This is a genomic window from Streptomyces sp. NPDC002698 (assembly GCF_042888945.1).
Classification (GTDB): domain Bacteria; phylum Actinomycetota; class Actinomycetes; order Streptomycetales; family Streptomycetaceae; genus Streptomyces.
This window is the reverse complement of the sequence record NZ_JBIAQM010000017.1, coordinates 118530-136933: the sequence shown is the minus strand read 5'-3', so window position 1 is coordinate 136933 and position 18404 is coordinate 118530. Positions and strand designations below refer to the sequence as shown.

The window sequence follows — 18404 nt, the reverse complement described above, 5'->3', positions numbered from 1 at the left end:
TTGTGATCGCCCTTTCTCTCGCCGAGATCGCAGCAGTCGTCGGCGGGCAGACGTACGACATACCGGATCCGGCCCTACAGGTCACCGGACCGGTCGTCAGGGACTCCCGTGAGGTGGAGTCCGGCAGCCTCTTCGTCGCCTTCGCCGGCGAACGCGTGGACGGGCACGACTACGCCGGGGCGGTGATCGCGGCCGGCGCGGCCGCCGTCCTGGCGTCCCGCCCCGTCGGCGTGCCCGCCATCGTCGTCGACGACGTGCAGACGGCCCTCGGCGCCCTCGCCCGCCATGTCGTCGAACGGCTCGGCGCGACCCTCGTGGCCCTCACCGGCTCCGCGGGCAAGACCAGCACCAAGGACCTGATCGCCCAGGTGCTGCGGAGCAAGGCGCCGACCGTCTTCACCCCCGGTTCCCTCAACAACGAGATCGGACTGCCGCTCACCGCGCTCAGCGCCACCGAGGAGACGAAGTTCCTCGTGCTGGAGATGGGCGCCCGCGGCGTCGGCCACATCCGTTATCTGACGGAGCTCACCCCGCCGAGGATCGGTCTCGTCCTCAACGTCGGCACCGCCCACATCGGCGAGTTCGGCGGCCGCGAACAGATCGCGCAAGCAAAGGGCGAGCTCGTCGAGAGCCTCCCCGAGGACGGCGCCGCGATCCTGAACGCCGACGATCCCCTCGTCCGCGCCATGGCGTCGCGCACGAAGGCGCGCGTGATCCTCTTCGGAGAGTCCGACGAAGCGGACGTACGGGCCGAGAACGTCCGACTCACGGAGAGCGGACAGCCTTCCTTCAGTCTTCGCACACCCTCCGGGTGCAGTGATGTGACCATGCGCCTGTACGGTGAGCACCACGTGTCGAACGCGCTCGCCGCGGCCGCCGTCGCCCATGAGCTGGGCATGTCCGCAGACGAGATCGCCCGCGCGCTCTCCGATGCGGGCTCCCTCTCCCGCTGGCGGATGGAGGTCACCGAGCGCCCGGACGGCGTGACGGTCGTCAACGACGCCTACAACGCGAACCCCGAGTCCATGCGGGCCGCCCTGCGCGCGCTCGCGGCAATGGGCAAGGGACGTCGTACGTGGGCGGTGCTCGGTCAGATGGCCGAGCTCGGGGACGAGGCGCTCGCCGAGCACGACGCGGTCGGACGGCTTGCCGTCCGGCTCAATGTCGGCAAGCTCGTCGCGGTCGGGGGCAGGGAAGCGTCCTGGCTGCAACTGGGCGCATATAACGAGGGTTCGTGGGGTGAGGAGTCGGTGCACGTGTCCGACGCACAGGCGGCTGTCGACCTGTTGCGCAGCGAGCTGCGCCCAGGGGACGTCGTGCTCGTGAAGGCGTCCAGGTCCGTCGGGCTGGAACGGGTGGCGCTCGCGCTGCTCGCCGACGGTACCGAGGGTGAGGTTTCCGCCCGATGATGAAGCAGATCCTGTTCGCGGGAGTCCTCGGTCTGTTCCTGACCCTGGCCGGCACTCCGCTGCTGATCAAGCTGCTGGCCAAGAAGGGCTACGGCCAGTACATCCGCGACGACGGCCCGCGCGAGCACGCCAGCAAGCGCGGCACGCCGACCATGGGTGGTATCGCCTTCATCCTGGCGACGATCGCCGCCTACTTCCTGAGCAAGCTCATCACCGGCTACGCGCCGACCTACTCGGGTCTGCTGGTCCTCGGCCTGATGTTCGGCATGGGCGTGGTCGGCTTCCTCGACGACTACATCAAGATCGTCAAGCGGCGTTCGCTCGGCCTGCGGGCCAAGGCGAAGATGGCCGGGCAGCTCATCGTCGGCATCGGTTTCGCGGTGCTGGCCCTGATGTTCCCCGACAACCGGGGCAACACCCCGGCCTCCACCAAGCTGTCGTTCATCACCGACTTCGGCTGGACGATCGGCCCGGTGCTGTTCGTGCTCTGGGCGCTGTTCATGATCCTCGCGATGTCGAACGGCGTGAACCTCACCGACGGCCTCGACGGTCTCGCCACCGGCGCCTCCGTCCTCGTCTTCGGCGCCTACACGTTCATCGGCGTCTGGCAGTTCCAGGAGTCCTGCGCCAACGCGACGACCCTGACCAACCCGGGCGCCTGCTACGAGGTGCGCGACCCGCTCGACCTGGCCGTGGTCGCCTCCGCGCTGATGGGTGCCTGCCTGGGCTTCCTGTGGTGGAACACCTCACCCGCGAAGATCTTCATGGGCGACACCGGTTCGCTCGCCCTCGGCGGTGTCCTCACCGGCCTGGCCATCCTCTCCCGCACGGAGCTGCTGGTGGCCATCATGGGCGGCCTGTTCGTCCTCATCACCATGTCGGTCGTCATCCAGGTCGGCTCGTTCCGGCTCACCGGCAAGCGCGTCTTCCGCATGGCACCGCTCCAGCACCACTTCGAACTCAAGGGCTGGTCCGAGGTCCTTGTGGTGGTCCGATTCTGGATCATCCAGGGTATTTGCGTGATCGTCGGACTCGGCCTCTTCTACGCAGGATGGGCAGCCAAGAAGTGACCAACTGGCAGGGGAAGCGCGTCACCGTCGCCGGTCTCGGCGTCTCGGGAATCCCGGCGGCCAAGGTCCTGCACGGCCTCGGAGCGCTCGTCACGGTCGTCAACGACGGCGACGACGACCGGGCCCGTGCGCAGGCCGCGGAACTGGAGGCGCTCGGCGTCACCGTGCGCCTCGGTGACGGCGCGACCCTGCCCGAGGGCACCGAGCTCATCGTGACCGCGCCCGGCTGGCAGCCGGACAAGCCGCTGTTCGCCGCGGCCGCCGAGGCGGGCGTCCCGGTCTGGGGCGACGTCGAACTCGCCTGGCGGCTGCGGGGACTGGACGGCAGGGAGCCGGCCCCCTGGCTCGCGGTCACCGGCACCAACGGCAAGACCACGACCGTCCAGATGCTCGCCTCCATCCTGAAGGCGGCGGGCCTGCGCACGGCGGCGGTCGGAAACATCGGCGTCTCCCTCCTCGACGCCGTCCTCGGCGAGCAGGAGTACGACGTCCTCGCGGTCGAGCTCTCCAGCTACCAGCTCCACTGGGCGCCCTCGCTGCGCGCCCACTCCGGGGCCGTGCTGAACCTCGCGCCCGACCATCTCGACTGGCACGGCTCCATGGAGGCGTACGCCGCCGACAAGGGCCGTATCTACGAGGGCAATCGGGTCGCGTGCGTCTACAACGTGGCCGACAAGGCCACCGAGGACCTGGTGCGCGCCGCGGACGTCGAGGAGGGGTGCCGCGCCGTCGGCTTCACCCTCGGCGCCCCAGGGCCCTCCCAACTCGGCGTCGTGGACGGCATCCTGGTCGACCGCGCCTTCGTCGAGAACCGGCAGAAGAACGCCCAGGAGCTGGCGGAGGTCTCCGACGTCACTCCGCCCGCCCCGCACAACGTCGCCAACGCCCTTGCCGCGGCGGCCCTCGCGCGTGCCTTCGGGGTGCCTCCCAAGGCCGTACGGGACGGACTGCGGGCCTTCACCCCGGACGCCCACCGCATCGCTCACGTGGCCGACCTGGACGAGGTCGCCTACGTCGACGACTCCAAGGCCACCAACACGCATGCCGCGGAAGCCTCCTTGGCGGCCTACGAGTCGATCGTGTGGATCGCCGGAGGGCTCGCCAAGGGCGCGACCTTCGACGAGCTCGTCGCCCGGTCGGCGAAGCGGCTGCGGGGCGTCGTCCTGATCGGCGCGGACCGCGCGCTGATCCGTGAAGCCCTGGCGCGACACGCCCCCGAGGTACCGGTCGTCGACCTCGACCGGACCGACACTGGGGCGATGCTCGCGGCTGTCCAGGAGGCCAGGAGGCTCGCCGGGCCCGGGGACACCGTGCTGCTGGCCCCGGCCTGCGCTTCGATGGACATGTTCGCCAACTACAACAAGCGCGGTGACGCGTTCGCGGAGGCGGTCCGCGAACTCGGCGCCTGACCCGGTTGCCTGGCCGGGCGGACCAGGGAGGGACGCACGCGTGACATCGCTGTGGACCGAAGACTCCGATGCCGACTAGCCGCACCGGCCGTCCTCCCGTGCGGCGGGCCGGCCGTCCCGCCGCCGGGGTGCCGCGCGACAACCCCGTACGCCGTTTCCACCTGCGTGCCCGCAAGGCCTGGGACCGCCCGCTGACGGCGTACTACCTGATCCTCGGCGGCAGCCTGCTGATCACCGTGCTGGGGCTCGTGATGGTCTACTCGGCCTCGCAGATCACGGCGCTCCAGCTCTCGCTGCCCGGGTCGTACTTCTTCCGCAAGCAGTTCCTGGCCGCCCTGATCGGCGGTGCGCTGCTGTTCGCCGCCTCCCGGATGCCGGTGAAACTGCACCGGGCGCTGGCCTACCCGATCCTGGCCGGCGCCGTCTTCATGATGATTCTGGTGCAGGTGCCCGGGATAGGTCTCTCGGTCAACGGCAACCAGAACTGGATCCCGCTGGGCGGCTCGTTCCAGATCCAGCCCAGCGAGTTCGGCAAGCTCGCGCTCGTGCTGTGGGGTGCCGATCTGCTCGCCCGCAAACAGGACAAGCGGCTGCTGACCCAGTGGAAGCACATGCTGGTGCCGCTCGTGCCCGCCGCCTTCATGCTGCTCGGCCTGATCATGCTGGGCGGCGACATGGGCACGGCGATCATCCTCACGGCCATCCTGTTCGGGCTGCTGTGGCTGGCCGGGGCGCCCACCCGGCTGTTCGTGGGCGTGCTCTCCGTCGCGCTGGCGATCGGCTTCCTCCTCATCAGGACGAGCCCCAACCGCATGTCCAGGCTGGCCTGCATCGGCGCCACCGAGCCGGGGCCGAACGACACGTGCTGGCAGGCCGTGCACGGCATCTACGCCCTCGCCTCCGGCGGGCTCTTCGGCTCCGGCCTCGGGGCCAGTGTGGAGAAATGGGGCCAACTGCCCGAAGCGCACACCGACTTCATCTTCGCCATCACTGGGGAGGAACTGGGCCTCGCGGGGACGCTGTCGGTGCTCGCCCTGTTCGCGGCTCTAGGCTATGCGGGTATCCGCGTGGCCGGACGCACGGAGGACCCCTTCGTGAGGTATGCCGCGGGAGGCGTGACCACCTGGATCACGGCGCAGGCCGTGATCAACATCGGTGCGGTGCTCGGTCTGCTGCCGATCGCCGGTGTCCCGCTCCCGCTGTTCTCCTACGGGGGTTCCGCCCTGCTGCCGACCATGTTCGCCATCGGGTTGCTGATCGCCTTCGCGCGTGAGGACCCCGCTGCGCGGGCGGCTCTCGCGATGCGGCAACCCCGCTTTGGCAGAAAGCGGGGTGCGGTGAGAGAGTCCGCAAGGGCCGCGGGGCCCCGGAGATGGAACACGATGCGACGGCGTGCCTCTGCGGCGCGTTCGTCCGGAGAGCGGTGAATTTCGGTGCATGTCGTACTCGCCGGCGGGGGGACCGCCGGCCACATCGAGCCCGCGCTCGCCCTCGCGGATGCCCTGCGCAGGCAGGACCCGACCGTGGGAATCACGGCCCTGGGCACGGAACGCGGACTGGAGACCCGGCTCGTACCCGAGCGCGGCTACGAACTCGCGCTGATCCCGGCCGTACCGCTGCCGCGCAAGCCCACCCCCGAACTGATCACCGTCCCGGGACGGTTGCGCGGCACGATCAAGGCCGTCGAGCAGATCATGGAGCGGACCAAGGCGGACGCGGTCGTCGGCTTCGGCGGTTACGTGGCCCTGCCCGGCTACCTGGCGGCCAAGCGCCTCGGCGTGCCGATCATCATCCACGAGGCCAACGCCCGCCCCGGCCTCGCCAACAAGATCGGATCGCGGTACGCGGCCCAGGTGGCCGTCTCCACGCCCGACAGCAAGCTCCGCGGGGCGCGTTACATCGGCATCCCGCTGCGCCGCTCCATCGCCACCCTCGACCGGGCCGCCGTACGGCCCGAGGCGCGCGCCGCGTTCGGGCTCGACCCGAACCTGCCGACGCTGCTCGTGTCGGGCGGCTCGCAGGGTGCCCGCCGCCTCAACGAGGTGGTCCAGCAGGCGGCTCCGTACCTCCAGCAGGCCGGGATCCAGATCCTGCACGTGGTGGGTCCGAAGAACGAACTGCCACAGGTGCACCAGATGCCGGGAATGCCCCCGTATGTCCCGGTATCGTACGTGGACCGGATGGATCTCGCGTACGCCGCGGCCGACATGATGCTCTGCCGTTCGGGCGCGATGACCGTCGCCGAGCTCTCCGCCGTCGGACTGCCCGCCGCCTACGTCCCGCTGCCCATCGGCAACGGCGAACAGCGGCTGAACGCCCAGCCGGTGGTCAAGGCCGGCGGCGGACTGCTGGTCGACGACGCGGAGCTGACCCCGCAGTGGGTGCAGCAGAACGTGCTGCCCGTGCTCGCGGACCCGCACAAGCTGTACGAGATGTCCGTCGCCGCCAGCGAGTTCGGCCGCCGCGACGCCGACGACCTGCTCGTCGGCATGGTGTACGAGGCGATCGCCTCGCGTCACCGCTAGGACCGCACGAGGGAAGGCAGGGAGCGTGGCCGGACCGACGACCGCCGAGCGCGGTGAACGGCAGAAGCTGGAGTCCGGCCCGCCCCGGCCGCCCCTCGCCGGGCGGCTCCGTCGCCTTCGTAGGCTCATCGTCCTTTTGCTCGCCGTGGTGTTGGCCGGGGCCGCCGCGGTGTGGGTCCTCTACGGTTCCGCCTGGCTGCGCACGGAGCGGGTGTCCGTCTCCGGGACGCGGGTGCTGACCGTCGCGCAGGTGCGGGAGGCGGCCGGTGTACCGGTCGGATCCCCGCTGGTCTCCGTCGACACGGACGCGATCGAGGCGCGGCTGCTGAGGGAATTGCCCCGGATCGACTCGGTCGAGGTCGTCCGGTCCTGGCCGCACGGAATCGGTCTGCGCGTGACCGAACGGACTCCGGTCCTGATGGTCAGAAAAGGCGCGAAATTCGTCGAAGTGGACGCCAAGGGTGTCCGGTTCGCCACCGTTTCCGCCGCCCTGAAGGGTGTGCCCGTCCTGGAGTTGACGGTGTCGAAGCGCGCCGCGGCGCGCCGCTTCCCCACCGACCGGCTCGTGCGCGAGGCGGTGCGGATCGCGGGGGACATCCCCGACGAAATCGCCCGTGACACCCGTATCGTCAAGGTCCGTTCCTACGACGCCGTTTCGCTGGAGTTGGGCGGCGGCCGGACCGTCGAGTGGGGCAGCGCCGAGAAGGGCCGGGCGAAGGCCAGGACGCTCCTTGCTCTCATGAAAGCCGATTCCGGGGCCCGGCACTTCGACGTAAGTGCCCCCACAGCCCCCGCATCGTCGGGCAGTTGACTCGCATCGATGCAGGCCAGCACCCTGGTTGGGCAGTGTCGAGCCTGATCACATAGGGTGAAAAGAAAAACGGGAGGTTCGGCGTGTTCGTTGAACGCGCGCCACTTGTCGACTTAGTGTCCTGTTCGGAAGAGTCCAAGGAACAGACACACTGGTAACCCTAAACTTCAGCGTTAGGGTTCGGGTCGGCGTTCGGACCGTCCCATTCGGCATCAGTCGTCGGATCGCGATCGTGCGAGGCGACGACACGTAACTCGAGGCGAGAGGCCTTCGACGTGGCAGCACCGCAGAACTACCTCGCAGTCATCAAAGTCATCGGTGTCGGCGGCGGTGGTGTCAATGCCATCAACCGGATGATCGAGGTCGGTCTCAAGGGCGTCGAGTTCATCGCCATCAACACCGACGCGCAGGCGCTGTTGATGAGCGACGCCGACGTCAAGCTCGACGTCGGCCGGGAACTCACGCGCGGCCTCGGGGCCGGAGCCAACCCGGCAGTCGGCCGCAAGGCCGCCGAGGATCACCGCGAGGAGATCGAGGAGGTCCTCAAGGGGGCCGACATGGTCTTCGTGACGGCCGGAGAGGGCGGCGGCACCGGTACCGGCGGCGCGCCCGTCGTGGCCAACATCGCCCGCTCGCTGGGCGCCCTCACCATCGGCGTGGTCACCCGCCCGTTCACCTTCGAGGGCCGGCGCCGCGCCAACCAGGCCGAGGACGGCATCGCGGAACTCCGCGAAGAGGTCGACACCCTCATCGTCATCCCGAACGACCGGCTGCTGTCCATCTCGGACCGCCAGGTCTCCGTCCTCGACGCCTTCAAGTCGGCGGACCAGGTCCTGCTCTCCGGCGTCCAGGGCATCACCGACCTGATCACCACGCCCGGTCTGATCAACCTCGACTTCGCCGACGTCAAGTCCGTGATGTCCGAAGCCGGTTCGGCCCTCATGGGCATCGGCTCCGCCCGCGGCGACGACCGCGCGGTGGCGGCGGCCGAGATGGCCATCTCCTCGCCGCTCCTCGAAGCCTCCATCGACGGCGCCCGCGGCGTCCTGCTGTCCATCTCCGGCGGCTCCGACCTCGGCCTGTTCGAGATCAACGAAGCGGCCCAGCTGGTCAGCGAGGCGGCGCACCCCGAGGCCAACATCATCTTCGGCGCGGTCATCGACGACGCCCTCGGCGACGAGGTGCGGGTCACCGTCATCGCCGCCGGCTTCGACGGCGGGCAGCCGCCGGCCAAGCGGGAGAACGTCCTCGGCTCGGCCGCGGCCCGACGCGACGACCCGGTCCCGTCGCGTCCCGCCGAGAGCCGCCCGTCCTTCGGGTCGCTCGGCAGCGTCACCCCCAAGGAGCCCGCTCCGGAGCCCGCCCCGGAGCCGGTCAGCGAGCTGCCGGTGTCCCCGCCGGTCCCGCCGTCCCGCTCCTACTCGGACAGCGCGGCCGAGGAACTGGACGTGCCGGACTTCCTGAAGTGATAGGACAGCGCTCCGCTGCGAGCACCGTGAGCGGCGCCCACTTCGCCTTCACCGACAGGTGGGGCGGGGTGAGCGCCGTTCCGTACGAGGAGCTCAACCTCGGCGGGGCGGTCGGCGACGACCCCGGCGCCGTACGCGCCAACCGGGAACTGGCCGCCAAGGCGCTCGGGCTCGACGCGGCCCGGGTCGTCTGGATGAACCAGGTGCACGGGCCGGACGTGGCGGTCGTCGAGGAGCCCTGGGGCGCCTCGGAGATCCCCGCCGTCGACGCGATCGTCACGGCGCGGCGGGGGCTCGCGCTCGCCGTCCTCACCGCCGACTGCACGCCCGTCCTGCTGGCCGACCCCGTCGCCGGGGTGGCGGCCGCAGCGCACGCGGGACGGCCCGGCATGGTCGCCGGCGTGGTTCCCGCGGCCGTACGGGCCATGGTGGAACTCGGCGCCGACCCGGCCAGGATCGTCGCCCGCACCGGCCCCGCCGTCTGCGGGCGGTGCTACGAGGTGCCGGACGCGATGCGCGCGGAGGTCGCCGCCGTGGAACCCGCGGCCTACGCCGAGACCCGGTGGGGGACGCCCGCGGTCGACGTGACCGCCGGGGTGCACGCTCAGCTCGAACGGCTCGGAGTGCGCGACCGGGAGCAGTCGCCGGTGTGCACGATCGAATCGGGGGACCACTTCTCGTACCGACGGGACCGAACGACCGGGCGGCTCGCCGGTTACGTCTGGTTGGACTGATGGGGCATGACGGACCGTAAGGCTCAACTCGCCGCGAATCTGGCGAAAGTGGAAGAGCGCATCACGGCGGCGTGCACGGCCGCCGGGCGCGAGCGCGAAGAGGTGACCCTGATCGTGGTCACCAAGACCTATCCCGCCGGTGATGTGCGGATCCTGTCGGAACTCGGTGTGCGTCACGTGGCCGAGAACCGGGACCAGGACGCTGCGCCCAAGAAGGCGGAGTGCTCGGACCTGCCCCTGTTGTGGCATTTTGTCGGTCAGTTGCAGACCAACAAGGTGCGTTCTGTGGTCGGTTACGCGGATTTCGTGCAGTCCGTCGACCGTTCCCGGCTTGTCACGGCCCTCTCGAAGGAAGCGGTGCTGGCGGAACGCGAAGTGGGGTGCCTGGTCCAGGTCGCGCTGGACGCGCAGGAGAGCGGCCGGGGCGAGCGGGGAGGCGTGGGTGTCGGCGGGGTGGAGGAGTTGGCCGACCTCGTCGCGCAGTCCCCGGGGCTCCGGTTCGACGGGCTGATGACCGTCGCTCCGCTCGCCGGCGCGTACGAGGGACGTCAACAACAGGCGTTCGAGCGGCTGATGGATTTGTCGACTGTCCTGCGCCGGACCCATCCGGCTGCGAACATGGTCTCGGCAGGGATGAGCTCGGATCTCGAACAGGCCGTGGCGGCCGGAGCGACACATGTACGCGTCGGTACTGCGGTACTCGGAGTCCGACCCGGCCTCCGGTAACGTCGCCAAGAAGTCGGACCACAGCAGAAAATATGGTCATTACCGCCAAATGCGGGCATAACGACCTCGTGGATCGCGGGCACTTGGCAATTCGTCAGCCGATCCACCACAGAGCGGAGGACTCAGAGCATGGCCGGCGCGATGCGCAAGATGGCGGTCTACCTCGGCCTCGTGGAGGACGATGGGTACGACGGCAGAGGATTCGACCCCGACGACGACTTCGAGCCCGAACTCGACCCGGAGCCCGAGCGGGACCGGCGACGGCATGAGCCGCCGCACCAGTCACATCAGGCGCACTTGTCCCAAAGGGACGAACCGGTACGAGTGGTGCAGCCTCCGGCGCCGCGTGACCCGGTGCCGCATTCCGCCTCGCTCGCCTCGGAGTCCGGGCGTCCGGCGCGCATCGCCCCCGTGGCGTCCATCACACAAGAACGTCAGAGCCTGGAGAAGAACGCCCCGGTGATCATGCCCAAGGTCGTGTCGGAACGAGAGCCGTACCGGATCACCACGCTGCACCCCCGGACCTACAACGAGGCCCGTACCATCGGGGAACACTTCCGCGAGGGCACCCCGGTGATCATGAACCTGACGGAGATGGACGACACCGACGCGAAGCGACTTGTCGACTTCGCCGCCGGTTTGGTGTTCGGTCTCCACGGCAGCATCGAGCGGGTGACGCAGAAGGTGTTCCTGTTGTCGCCTGCTAACGTCGATGTCACGGCGGAGGACAAGGCCCGCATCGCAGAGGGCGGGTTCTTCAACCAGAGCTGAGACGCAGGACCGGGAACACCGTATGGAAAACAGGGGAGAGGGAAGCACGGATCATGAGCGTGGTCGGGCAGGTCTTCTACATCGCGCTGACGTGCTTCCTCATCGTGTTGATTTTCCGGTTGGTCATGGACTACGTCTTCCAGTTCGCCCGCTCATGGCAACCCGGCAAGGCGATGGTGGTCGTTCTGGAGGCCACCTACACTGTCACCGATCCACCGCTCAAGCTTCTGCGGCGGTTCATTCCGCCGCTGCGTCTCGGGGGCGTGGCGCTTGACCTGTCCTTCTTCGTGCTGATGATCATCGTCTTCATCTTGATCAGACTTACGCAGAACATGATGTGAGCGATGTGAACGATACGGTCTTGCCGAATGCCGACGACTACGTTGAGGTGAAGAGATGCCGTTGACCCCCGAGGACGTGCGGAACAAGCAGTTCACGACCGTCCGCCTCCGAGAAGGCTATGACGAGGACGAGGTCGATGCCTTCCTCGACGAGGTCGAAGCCGAACTGACTCGCCTGCTCCGCGAGAACGAGGACCTGCGCGCCAAGCTGGCCGCCGCCACGCGCGCGGCCGCGCAGAACCAGCAGCAGCAGGGTATGCGCAAACCGCCCGAGCAGCAGGACCAGCAGGGCCCGCCGCAGGGTATGCGAGGGCCCGGCGCTCCTGTGCCCGCCGGGATATCAGGTCCGCCGCAGGGCATGGGCGGCCCCATGGGTGGTCCGCCTCAGCTGCCGAGCGGTGCTCCCGCGCTGCCCGCGGGCCCCAGTGGCCAGGGCGGCCCGCAGGGTCAGGGTCCGATGGGTCAGGGTCCGATGGGCCAGGGCCCCATGGGCCAGGGTCCGATGGGTCAGGGTCCGATGGGCCAGGGCCCCATGGGCCAGGGTCCGATGGGCCAGGGCCCCATGGGCCAGGGTCCCGGCCAGATGCAGCAGATGGGTGGCCCGATGGGCCAGGGTCCCGGCCAGATGCAGCAGATGGGTGGCCCGATGGGCCAGGGTCCCGGCCAGATGCAGCAGATGGGCGGCCCGATGGGCGGTCCCATGGGCGGTCCGATGGGTGGCCCCATGGGCGGCCCCGGTCAGCAGATGCAGCAGCAGGGCCCCGGTGGCGACAGCGCCGCGCGTGTCCTCTCGCTGGCTCAGCAGACCGCCGACCAGGCGATCGCCGAGGCGCGCTCCGAGGCCAACAAGATCGTCGGTGAGGCCCGTAGCCGCGCCGAGGGTCTGGAGCGCGACGCCCGTGCCAAGGCCGACGCCCTGGAGCGGGACGCGCAGGAGAAGCACCGCGTCGCGATGGGCTCCCTGGAGTCCGCCCGCGCCACGCTGGAGCGCAAGGTCGAGGACCTGCGCGGCTTCGAGCGCGAGTACCGCACGCGTCTGAAGTCCTACCTGGAGTCGCAGCTGCGCCAGCTGGAGACGCAGGCGGACGACTCGCTCGCTCCGCCGCGCACCCCGGCCGCCGCGTCCCTGCCCGCGGCCTCCGCGCCGTCGATGGCTCCCGCGGGCGCCGGTGCGCCGTCCTACGGCGGCAACCCGGGCATGGGCGGGCCGTCGCAGGGAGGACCGTCCTACGGCGGGCAGCAGCAGATGTCGCCCGCGATGACCCAGCCGATGGCTCCGGTGCGGCCCCAGGGCCCGTCGCCGATGCAGCAGGCGCCCTCGCCGATGCGCGGGTTCCTCATCGACGAGGACGACAACTGACGGCCACCGGAACGCCATAGGCGTCGGCAGCATTCAGGGCGGGGCCCCCGGAGAGATCCGGGGGCCCCGCCCTTTTGCGTGCCCGTCAAAGGCTTGCGCGGGGGTCAGGAGGCGCTGGTACGGGTGCGCGGGTCCATCGGAGGCCCGCGGGGCTCCGACGCCCTGTACGGGCCGCTCACGGCGCCCGGTGCGGCGGCGCGTCGCGCCGAGGGGCCGGGGCCGGGGCGCGGGGAGGCGGGCCGTTGCGCCGACGGCCGGGGGGCAGGGCGTGAGGAGTCGGCCGTGACGCCGACGGCCCGGGGGCAGGGGCGCGGGGAGGCCGGCTGTGATGCCGAGGGCCCGGGGCGCGGGAAGGTACGCGTTACGCCGAAGGCCCGGGGCCGCCAGGACATCCTGGCGGCCCCGGGCCTTCACTACGGGTGTGGCGTCCTCGTCACGCCTTGCGGAGGCGGAACACCAGGGACAGGCCCTCGTCGGTGAACGGCTCCCCGTAGGTGCCGTCGGCCTCTCCCTGCGCGAAGTCCGTGGCGAGGACCTCGTCGGCGATGAGACCGGCGTGCTCGCCGAGCGCCGCGACGACCGCCGGGTCCGTGGAGGTCCAGCGGAGCGCGATGCGGTCGGCGACGTCGAGGCCGCTGTTCTTGCGGGCCTCCTGGATCAGCCGGATCGCGTCACGGGCGAGGCCCGCCCGCCGCAGCTCCTCGGTGATCTCCAGGTCGAGCGCGACGGTCGCGCCGGAGTCCGAGGCGACGGACCAGCCCTCGCGCGGGGTCTCTGTGATGATGACCTCGTCCGGGGCCAGCGTCACGGTCTCGCCGCCGACCTCGACCGACGCGTTGCCCTCGCGCAGGGCGAGGGACAGGGCGGCGGCATCGGTCCCGGCAATGGCCTTCGCCACATCCTGGACGCCCTTGCCGAAGCGCTTGCCCAGCGCGCGGAAGTTCGCCTTCGCCGTGGTGTCGACCAGTGAGCCGCCGACCTCGGAGAGCGATGCGAGCGAACTCACATTCAGCTCCTCGGTGATCTGCGCGTGCAGTTCGGGGTCGAGGGTCCCGAAGCCGGTCGCGGCGATCAGCGCGCGGGACAGCGGCTGACGGGTCTTGACGCCCGACTCCGCGCGCGTGGCCCGGCCGAGCTCGACGAGACGGCGCACCAGCACCATCTGGCGCGAGAGCTCCGGGTCGATGGCGGACAGGTCCGCCTCGGGCCAGGTCGACAGGTGCACGGACTCGGGGGCGTCCGGGGAGACCGGGACGACCAGGTCCTGCCAGACCCGCTCGGTGATGAACGGGGTCAGCGGGGCCATCAGCCGCGTGACGGTCTCCACGACCTCGTGCAGCGTGCGCAGCGCGGCCTTGTCGCCCTGCCAGAAGCGGCGACGGGAGCGGCGCACGTACCAGTTCGAGAGGTCGTCGACGAACGCCGAGAGGAGCTTTCCGGCGCGCTGGGTGTCGTACGCCTCCAGAGCCTGCGTCACCTGGTCGGTGAGCGCGTGGAGTTCGGAGAGCAGCCAGCGGTCCAGGACCGGACGGTCCGCCGGGGCCGGATCGGCCGCGCTGGGCGCCCAGTCGCCGGTGCGGGCGTACAGCGCCTGGAAGGCGACGGTGTTCCAGTACGTGAGGAGCGTCTTGCGGACGACCTCCTGGATCGTGCCGTGGCCCACGCGCCGCGCCGCCCACGGGGAGCCGCCGGCCGCCATGAACCAGCGCACCGCGTCGGCGCCGTGCTGGTCCATCAGCGGGATCGGCTGGAGGATGTTGCCCAGGTGCTTGGACATCTTGCGGCCGTCCTCGGCGAGGATGTGGCCGAGGCACACGACGTTCTCGTACGAGGACTTGTCGAACACCAGGGTGCCGACGGCCATCAGCGTGTAGAACCAGCCGCGCGTCTGGTCGATGGCCTCGGAGATGAACTGCGCCGGGTAGCGGCTCTCGAAGATCTCCTTGTTCTTGTACGGGTAGCCCCACTGCGCGAACGGCATCGAACCCGAGTCGTACCAGGCGTCGATGACCTCGGGGACGCGGGTCGCCGTCAGGCCGCAGCCGCCCTGCGGGCACGGGAAGGTCACCGCGTCGATGTACGGGCGGTGCGGGTCGAGTTCCGACTGGTCGGTGCCGGTCAGCCCGGACAGCTCCGCGCGCGAGCCGACACAGGTGAGGTGGCCCTCCTCGCAGGTCCACAGCGGCAGCGGGGTGCCCCAGTAACGGCTGCGCGAGAGCGCCCAGTCGATGTTGTTGTTCAGCCAGTCGCCGAAGCGGCCGTGCTTGACGGACTCCGGGAACCAGTTGGTCCCCTCGTTCTCCTCCAGGAGACGGTCCTTGACCGCGGTGGTGCGGATGTACCAGGAGGGCTGCGCGTAGTACAGGAGCGCGGTGTGGCAGCGCCAGCAGTGCGGGTAACTGTGCTCGTACGGCACGTGCTTGAAGAGCAGGCCGCGGTTCTGGAGGTCCTCGGTGAGCTTTTCGTCCGCCTTCTTGAAGAAGACGCCGCCCACGAGGGGGACGCTCTCCTCGAAGGTGCCGTTCGGGCGGATCGGGTTCACGACCGGGAGGCCGTACGAGCGGCAGACCTTGAGGTCGTCCTCACCGAAGGCGGGCGACTGGTGGACCAGACCCGTACCGTCCTCGGTCGTCACGTACTCGGCGTTGACGACGAAGTGGGCGGGCTCGGGGAACTCGACGAGCTCGAACGGACGTTGATACGTCCAGCGCTCCATCTCGGCACCCGTGAAGGACTCGCCCGTGGCCTCCCAGCCCTCGCCGAGCGCCTTCTCCACGAGCGGCTGCGCGACGACGAGCTGCTCCTCGCCGTTCGTCACGACGGCATAGGTGACACCCGGGTGGGCGGCGACCGCGGTGTTGGACACCAGCGTCCACGGCGTGGTCGTCCACACCAGGAGCGCGGCACGGCCGGCCAGCGGACCGGAGGTGAGCGGGAAACGGACGTACACGGAGGGGTCGACGATCGTCTCGTAGCCCTGGGCCAGCTCGTGGTCCGACAGGCCCGTCTCGTCGCGCGGGCACCAGGGCGCCACGCGGTAGTCCTGGACCAGCAGGCCCTTGTCGAAGATCTGCTTGAGCGACCACCACACGGACTCGATGTACTCGGGGTCCATGGTCCGGTAGGCGTCGTCGAGGTCGACCCAGTAGCCCATGCGGTTCGTCAGCTCGGTGAACGCGTCGGTGTGACGGGTCACGGACTCGCGGCACCGGTCGTTGAACTCGGCGATGCCGAACGCCTCGATGTCCTGCTTGCCGGTGAAGCCGAGCTCCTTCTCGACCGCCAGCTCGACCGGCAGGCCGTGGCAGTCCCAGCCGGCCTTGCGGGCCACGTGGTAGCCGCGCATGGTGCGGAAGCGCGGGAAGACGTCCTTGAAGACGCGCGCTTCGATGTGGTGGGCGCCCGGCATGCCATTGGCGGTGGGCGGACCCTCGTAGAACACCCACTCCGGCCGGCCCTCGGACTGCTCGAGGCTCTTGGCGAAGATCTTCTGCTCACGCCAGAAGTCGAGCACGGCGTGCTCGAGGGCGGGCAGGTCGACCTGGGCGGGCACCTGGCGGTACGTCGGCGCTGTCATCGGCGAGCTTCCTCCAACGGACTTTCTGCCTTCCGTCGGAGGGACGAGAGCCGTGTTGCTACGGACGCCGTGTGCGGCGCGCTCCCGCGGTACCACCCTCCTTGGCCCTCCGACGCGCCGTTCGTGTCGGTGAGCCCCCTCATTGGGGTCGCGATGCCGGGTCTACTGGCCCCTCAGGGGTGTTCTTCCGGCGGCTCCGGGGTGATCTTCGCGTCGCGCTCGCCCCCGGGCTTCCACCGTCCCCGGGTCGCTCCTGGCCGCGTACGCCGCTACTCGTCCCCATCCACGCTTCTCGCTGCGCCCAGTGTACGGCGCCCCGGGGACGGCGGCCGACCGGTTTTCCCGGTCACCGCCGCGGCCCGCGCGGTGACCCGAATGGCGAGGTGCGCGCGTCCGGATCCCGTGGCGCGGGTCCCGGCGGATTACCCGGCGGGGAGCTGGGCACAACGCAGGCAGACTCGCCGCGCGGGGCTCGCGTGGCGGGCGAATCGTGGGCAGGCCCCGTTGCCGCGGGCCGGAAGTCGATTTATCGTCCCAGCACGATTCGCGAGCAAGATCACAATATGTGAAGGGGCCGCGGCCATGGTGGCGAAGAAGACCGCCGTACAGCAGTCGGCGTCGGGCAGATCCACGAGTGCGGCGGCCAAGGACCCGGGCGGGAAGAAGAACGCGCGGGCGGCCTCCGCGAAGACGGCCGGGACGAAGGCGGCCTCCTCGGGGACCGCGTCCGCCGGGGCCGCGGCCAAGAAGACGGCCGGAGGGAAGACCACGGCGAGGAAGGCGGCGACGGCGGGGAAGTCCGCGTCCGGGAGATCGGCGGCCTCCGCAACCTCCGCGGCGAGGAAGAGCACGGGCACGGCGAGGAAGAGCACCGGTACGGCCAGGAAGACCGCCGCTTCGGCGGCCCAGGGCGCGGCCGAGGCCGCGAAGACGACGGGAGCCACGACGGTGGTTGCGAAGAAGACCCGTGGCGCGGCCACGGCCGCGAAGAAGGCCACCGCGGTACCGAAGGCGAGGATCGCCGCGGTGGAGCCCGGAGAGCTCGCGGTGCGGCCCGGAGAGGACCCCTGGACACCGGAGGAGGTCGGGGCGGCCCGCGCGGAGCTCCAGTCGGAGGCGCTGCGGCTGCGTACCGAGATCTCTTCGTCCGAGGAGGCCCTCGCGGGCCTGATGCGGGACTCCGGCGACGGCGCGGGCGACGACCAGGCGGACACCGGCACGAAGAACATCACACGCGAGCACGAGATGGCGCTCAACTCGAACGCGCGCGAAACGCTGGAACAGACCGAGCACGCCCTGGACCGCCTCGACGCGGGCACCTACGGGCTCTGCGAGAACTGCGGCAACCCCATCGGGAAGGCACGTATGCAGGCCTTTCCGCGCGCCACCCTGTGCGTCGAGTGCAAGCAGAAGCAGGAACGCAGGCACTGAGTCCCGGGCGCCGCACGGGAGCGCGACCGCCTCGCGGCCGGGAGTGATCCTGAGCACCTGGGCCCGCGAGCGTGTGACGTACTCTCGTCCTCAGTCAGGAACCTAGGTCGAGGGACTCACTCACGTGGCAGAGGCGGAGCGCATCATCGGTACGCCGGACATTCCGGGGGCGGCGGGGGCCGAACCGGAACAGTCCGGCGGGAACGCGGCGTCCGGCGACCGGGCCGGCGCCGACGCGCCGGCCCCGGCCGAGCGGCCCAGGGGCAAGCGCAGGATCGCCGTGCTCTTCACGGTGGCCGTACTGGCGTACGCCCTCGATCTCGTCAGCAAGATGATCGTGGTGGCGAAGCTGGAGCACCACGACTCGATCGACGTCCTCGGGGACTGGCTGAAGTTCGAGGCGATCCGCAACGCGGGCGCCGCCTTCGGCTTCGGCCAGGCCTTCACGATCATCTTCACGGTGATCGCGGCGGCGGTGATCGTCGTCATCGCGCGGCTCGCCCGCAAGCTCTACAGCGTGCCGTGGGCCATCGCGCTCGGCCTGCTGCTGGGCGGCGCGCTCGGCAACCTGACCGACCGGATCTTCCGCTCGCCCGGCGTCTTCCAGGGCGCGGTCGTGGACTTCATCGCACCCAAGCACTTCGCCGTCTTCAACCTCGCCGACTCGGCGATCGTCTGCGGCGGCATCCTGATCGTGCTGCTGTCCTTCCGGGGCCTGGACCCGGACGGCACGGTCCACAAGGACTGAGACCCGTCCCGGGCCCGTCGTAC

General features: G+C 70.2%; 15 protein-coding genes. 14 read left to right on the top strand and 1 reads right to left on the bottom strand.

The genetic code is table 11. The features are described 5' to 3' along the window. Positions 1 to 2 precede the first annotated feature (2 nt). The 12 genes from murF to ACFYW9_RS23915 all read left to right on the top strand — a co-directional run bounded on the left by murF (position 3) and on the right by ACFYW9_RS23915 (position 12625). A complete protein-coding gene (gene murF, locus ACFYW9_RS23970; protein ID WP_351867465.1) occupies positions 3 to 1409 on the top strand; it encodes a UDP-N-acetylmuramoyl-tripeptide--D-alanyl-D-alanine ligase in 1407 nt (468 codons plus the stop codon). Next, positions 1409 to 2479 carry a phospho-N-acetylmuramoyl-pentapeptide-transferase gene (mraY, locus tag ACFYW9_RS23965; RefSeq protein WP_389153914.1) on the top strand — a complete coding sequence of 357 codons (1071 nt, stop codon included), beginning with the start codon at positions 1409 to 1411 and terminating at the stop codon, positions 2477 to 2479. The genes murF and mraY overlap by 1 nt, the downstream gene beginning before the upstream one ends. Continuing rightward, positions 2461 to 3888 carry a UDP-N-acetylmuramoyl-L-alanine--D-glutamate ligase gene (murD, locus tag ACFYW9_RS23960; RefSeq protein WP_389153832.1) on the top strand — a complete coding sequence of 476 codons (1428 nt, stop codon included), beginning with the start codon at positions 2461 to 2463 and terminating at the stop codon, positions 3886 to 3888. The genes mraY and murD overlap by 19 nt, the downstream gene beginning before the upstream one ends. Before the next feature lie 68 nt (positions 3889 to 3956). Continuing rightward, positions 3957 to 5315 (top strand): putative lipid II flippase FtsW, encoded by a 1359-nt coding sequence (gene ftsW, locus ACFYW9_RS23955; protein ID WP_389153829.1) that lies wholly within the window; start codon positions 3957 to 3959, stop codon positions 5313 to 5315. Between the two features lie 6 nt (positions 5316 to 5321). Beyond that, on the top strand, positions 5322 to 6413 hold the full coding sequence (murG, locus tag ACFYW9_RS23950) for an undecaprenyldiphospho-muramoylpentapeptide beta-N-acetylglucosaminyltransferase (protein WP_389153826.1): 1092 nt from the start codon (positions 5322 to 5324) through the stop codon (positions 6411 to 6413). A 25-nt stretch (positions 6414 to 6438) separates the two neighbouring features. Next, positions 6439 to 7224 carry a cell division protein FtsQ/DivIB gene (locus tag ACFYW9_RS23945; protein WP_389153823.1) on the top strand — a complete coding sequence of 262 codons (786 nt, stop codon included), beginning with the start codon at positions 6439 to 6441 and terminating at the stop codon, positions 7222 to 7224. Positions 7225 to 7499: 275 nt separating this feature from the next. Next, complete coding sequence (gene ftsZ / locus ACFYW9_RS23940) at positions 7500 to 8693, top strand: cell division protein FtsZ (RefSeq protein ID WP_389153821.1); 1194 nt, start codon at positions 7500 to 7502, stop codon at positions 8691 to 8693. Then, the gene (pgeF, locus tag ACFYW9_RS23935; protein ID WP_351867447.1) at positions 8690 to 9427 is read left to right on the top strand and encodes a peptidoglycan editing factor PgeF; all 738 of its coding nucleotides are present in this window, start codon (positions 8690 to 8692) and stop codon (positions 9425 to 9427) included. The genes ftsZ and pgeF overlap by 4 nt, the downstream gene beginning before the upstream one ends. A 6-nt stretch (positions 9428 to 9433) precedes the next feature. Next, positions 9434 to 10153 (top strand): YggS family pyridoxal phosphate-dependent enzyme, encoded by a 720-nt coding sequence (locus ACFYW9_RS23930; protein WP_389153817.1) that lies wholly within the window; start codon positions 9434 to 9436, stop codon positions 10151 to 10153. Positions 10154 to 10282: 129 nt separating this feature from the next. Further along, positions 10283 to 10924, top strand: a complete 642-nt coding sequence (gene sepF, locus ACFYW9_RS23925) for a cell division protein SepF (protein ID WP_328668586.1) — start codon at positions 10283 to 10285, stop codon at positions 10922 to 10924. A 53-nt stretch (positions 10925 to 10977) separates the two neighbouring features. Then, complete coding sequence (locus tag ACFYW9_RS23920) at positions 10978 to 11265, top strand: YggT family protein (RefSeq protein WP_351867439.1); 288 nt, start codon at positions 10978 to 10980, stop codon at positions 11263 to 11265. Positions 11266 to 11320: 55 nt separating this feature from the next. Then, the gene (locus tag ACFYW9_RS23915) at positions 11321 to 12625 is read left to right on the top strand and encodes a DivIVA domain-containing protein (RefSeq protein ID WP_389153812.1); all 1305 of its coding nucleotides are present in this window, start codon (positions 11321 to 11323) and stop codon (positions 12623 to 12625) included. Between the two features lie 433 nt (positions 12626 to 13058). On the opposite strand, the gene ileS is transcribed toward ACFYW9_RS23915, so the two are convergent. Beyond that, positions 13059 to 16202: an isoleucine--tRNA ligase gene (ileS, locus tag ACFYW9_RS23910; RefSeq protein WP_389153809.1), complete on the bottom strand. Its 3144-nt coding sequence runs from the start codon at positions 16200 to 16202 to the stop codon at positions 13059 to 13061. Positions 16203 to 16784: 582 nt separating this feature from the next. Here ileS and ACFYW9_RS23905 point away from each other — a divergent pair. Then, complete coding sequence (locus ACFYW9_RS23905) at positions 16785 to 17633, top strand: TraR/DksA C4-type zinc finger protein (RefSeq protein ID WP_351867430.1); 849 nt, start codon at positions 16785 to 16787, stop codon at positions 17631 to 17633. 124 nt (positions 17634 to 17757) lie between these two features. Continuing rightward, positions 17758 to 18381: a signal peptidase II gene (gene lspA, locus ACFYW9_RS23900; RefSeq protein WP_351867427.1), complete on the top strand. Its 624-nt coding sequence runs from the start codon at positions 17758 to 17760 to the stop codon at positions 18379 to 18381. The last annotated feature ends 23 nt before the right edge of the window (positions 18382 to 18404 follow it).

Excerpts from the sequence above, each read along its gene's own strand:
- mraY (WP_389153914.1), top strand. The coding sequence starts at position 1,409 with ATGAAGCAGATCCTGTTCGCGGGAGTCCTCGGTCTGTTCCTGACCCTG.
- murD (WP_389153832.1), top strand. The coding sequence starts at position 2,461 with ATGGGCAGCCAAGAAGTGACCAACTGGCAGGGGAAGCGCGTCACCGTC.
- ftsW (WP_389153829.1), top strand. The coding sequence starts at position 3,957 with ATGCCGACTAGCCGCACCGGCCGTCCTCCCGTGCGGCGGGCCGGCCGT.
- ACFYW9_RS23930 (WP_389153817.1), top strand. The coding sequence starts at position 9,434 with ATGACGGACCGTAAGGCTCAACTCGCCGCGAATCTGGCGAAAGTGGAA.
- sepF (WP_328668586.1), top strand. The coding sequence starts at position 10,283 with ATGGCCGGCGCGATGCGCAAGATGGCGGTCTACCTCGGCCTCGTGGAG.
- ACFYW9_RS23920 (WP_351867439.1), top strand. The coding sequence starts at position 10,978 with ATGAGCGTGGTCGGGCAGGTCTTCTACATCGCGCTGACGTGCTTCCTC.
- ACFYW9_RS23915 (WP_389153812.1), top strand. The coding sequence starts at position 11,321 with ATGCCGTTGACCCCCGAGGACGTGCGGAACAAGCAGTTCACGACCGTC.
- ileS (WP_389153809.1), bottom strand. The coding sequence starts at position 16,202 with ATGACAGCGCCGACGTACCGCCAGGTGCCCGCCCAGGTCGACCTGCCC.
- ACFYW9_RS23905 (WP_351867430.1), top strand. The coding sequence starts at position 16,785 with ATGGTGGCGAAGAAGACCGCCGTACAGCAGTCGGCGTCGGGCAGATCC.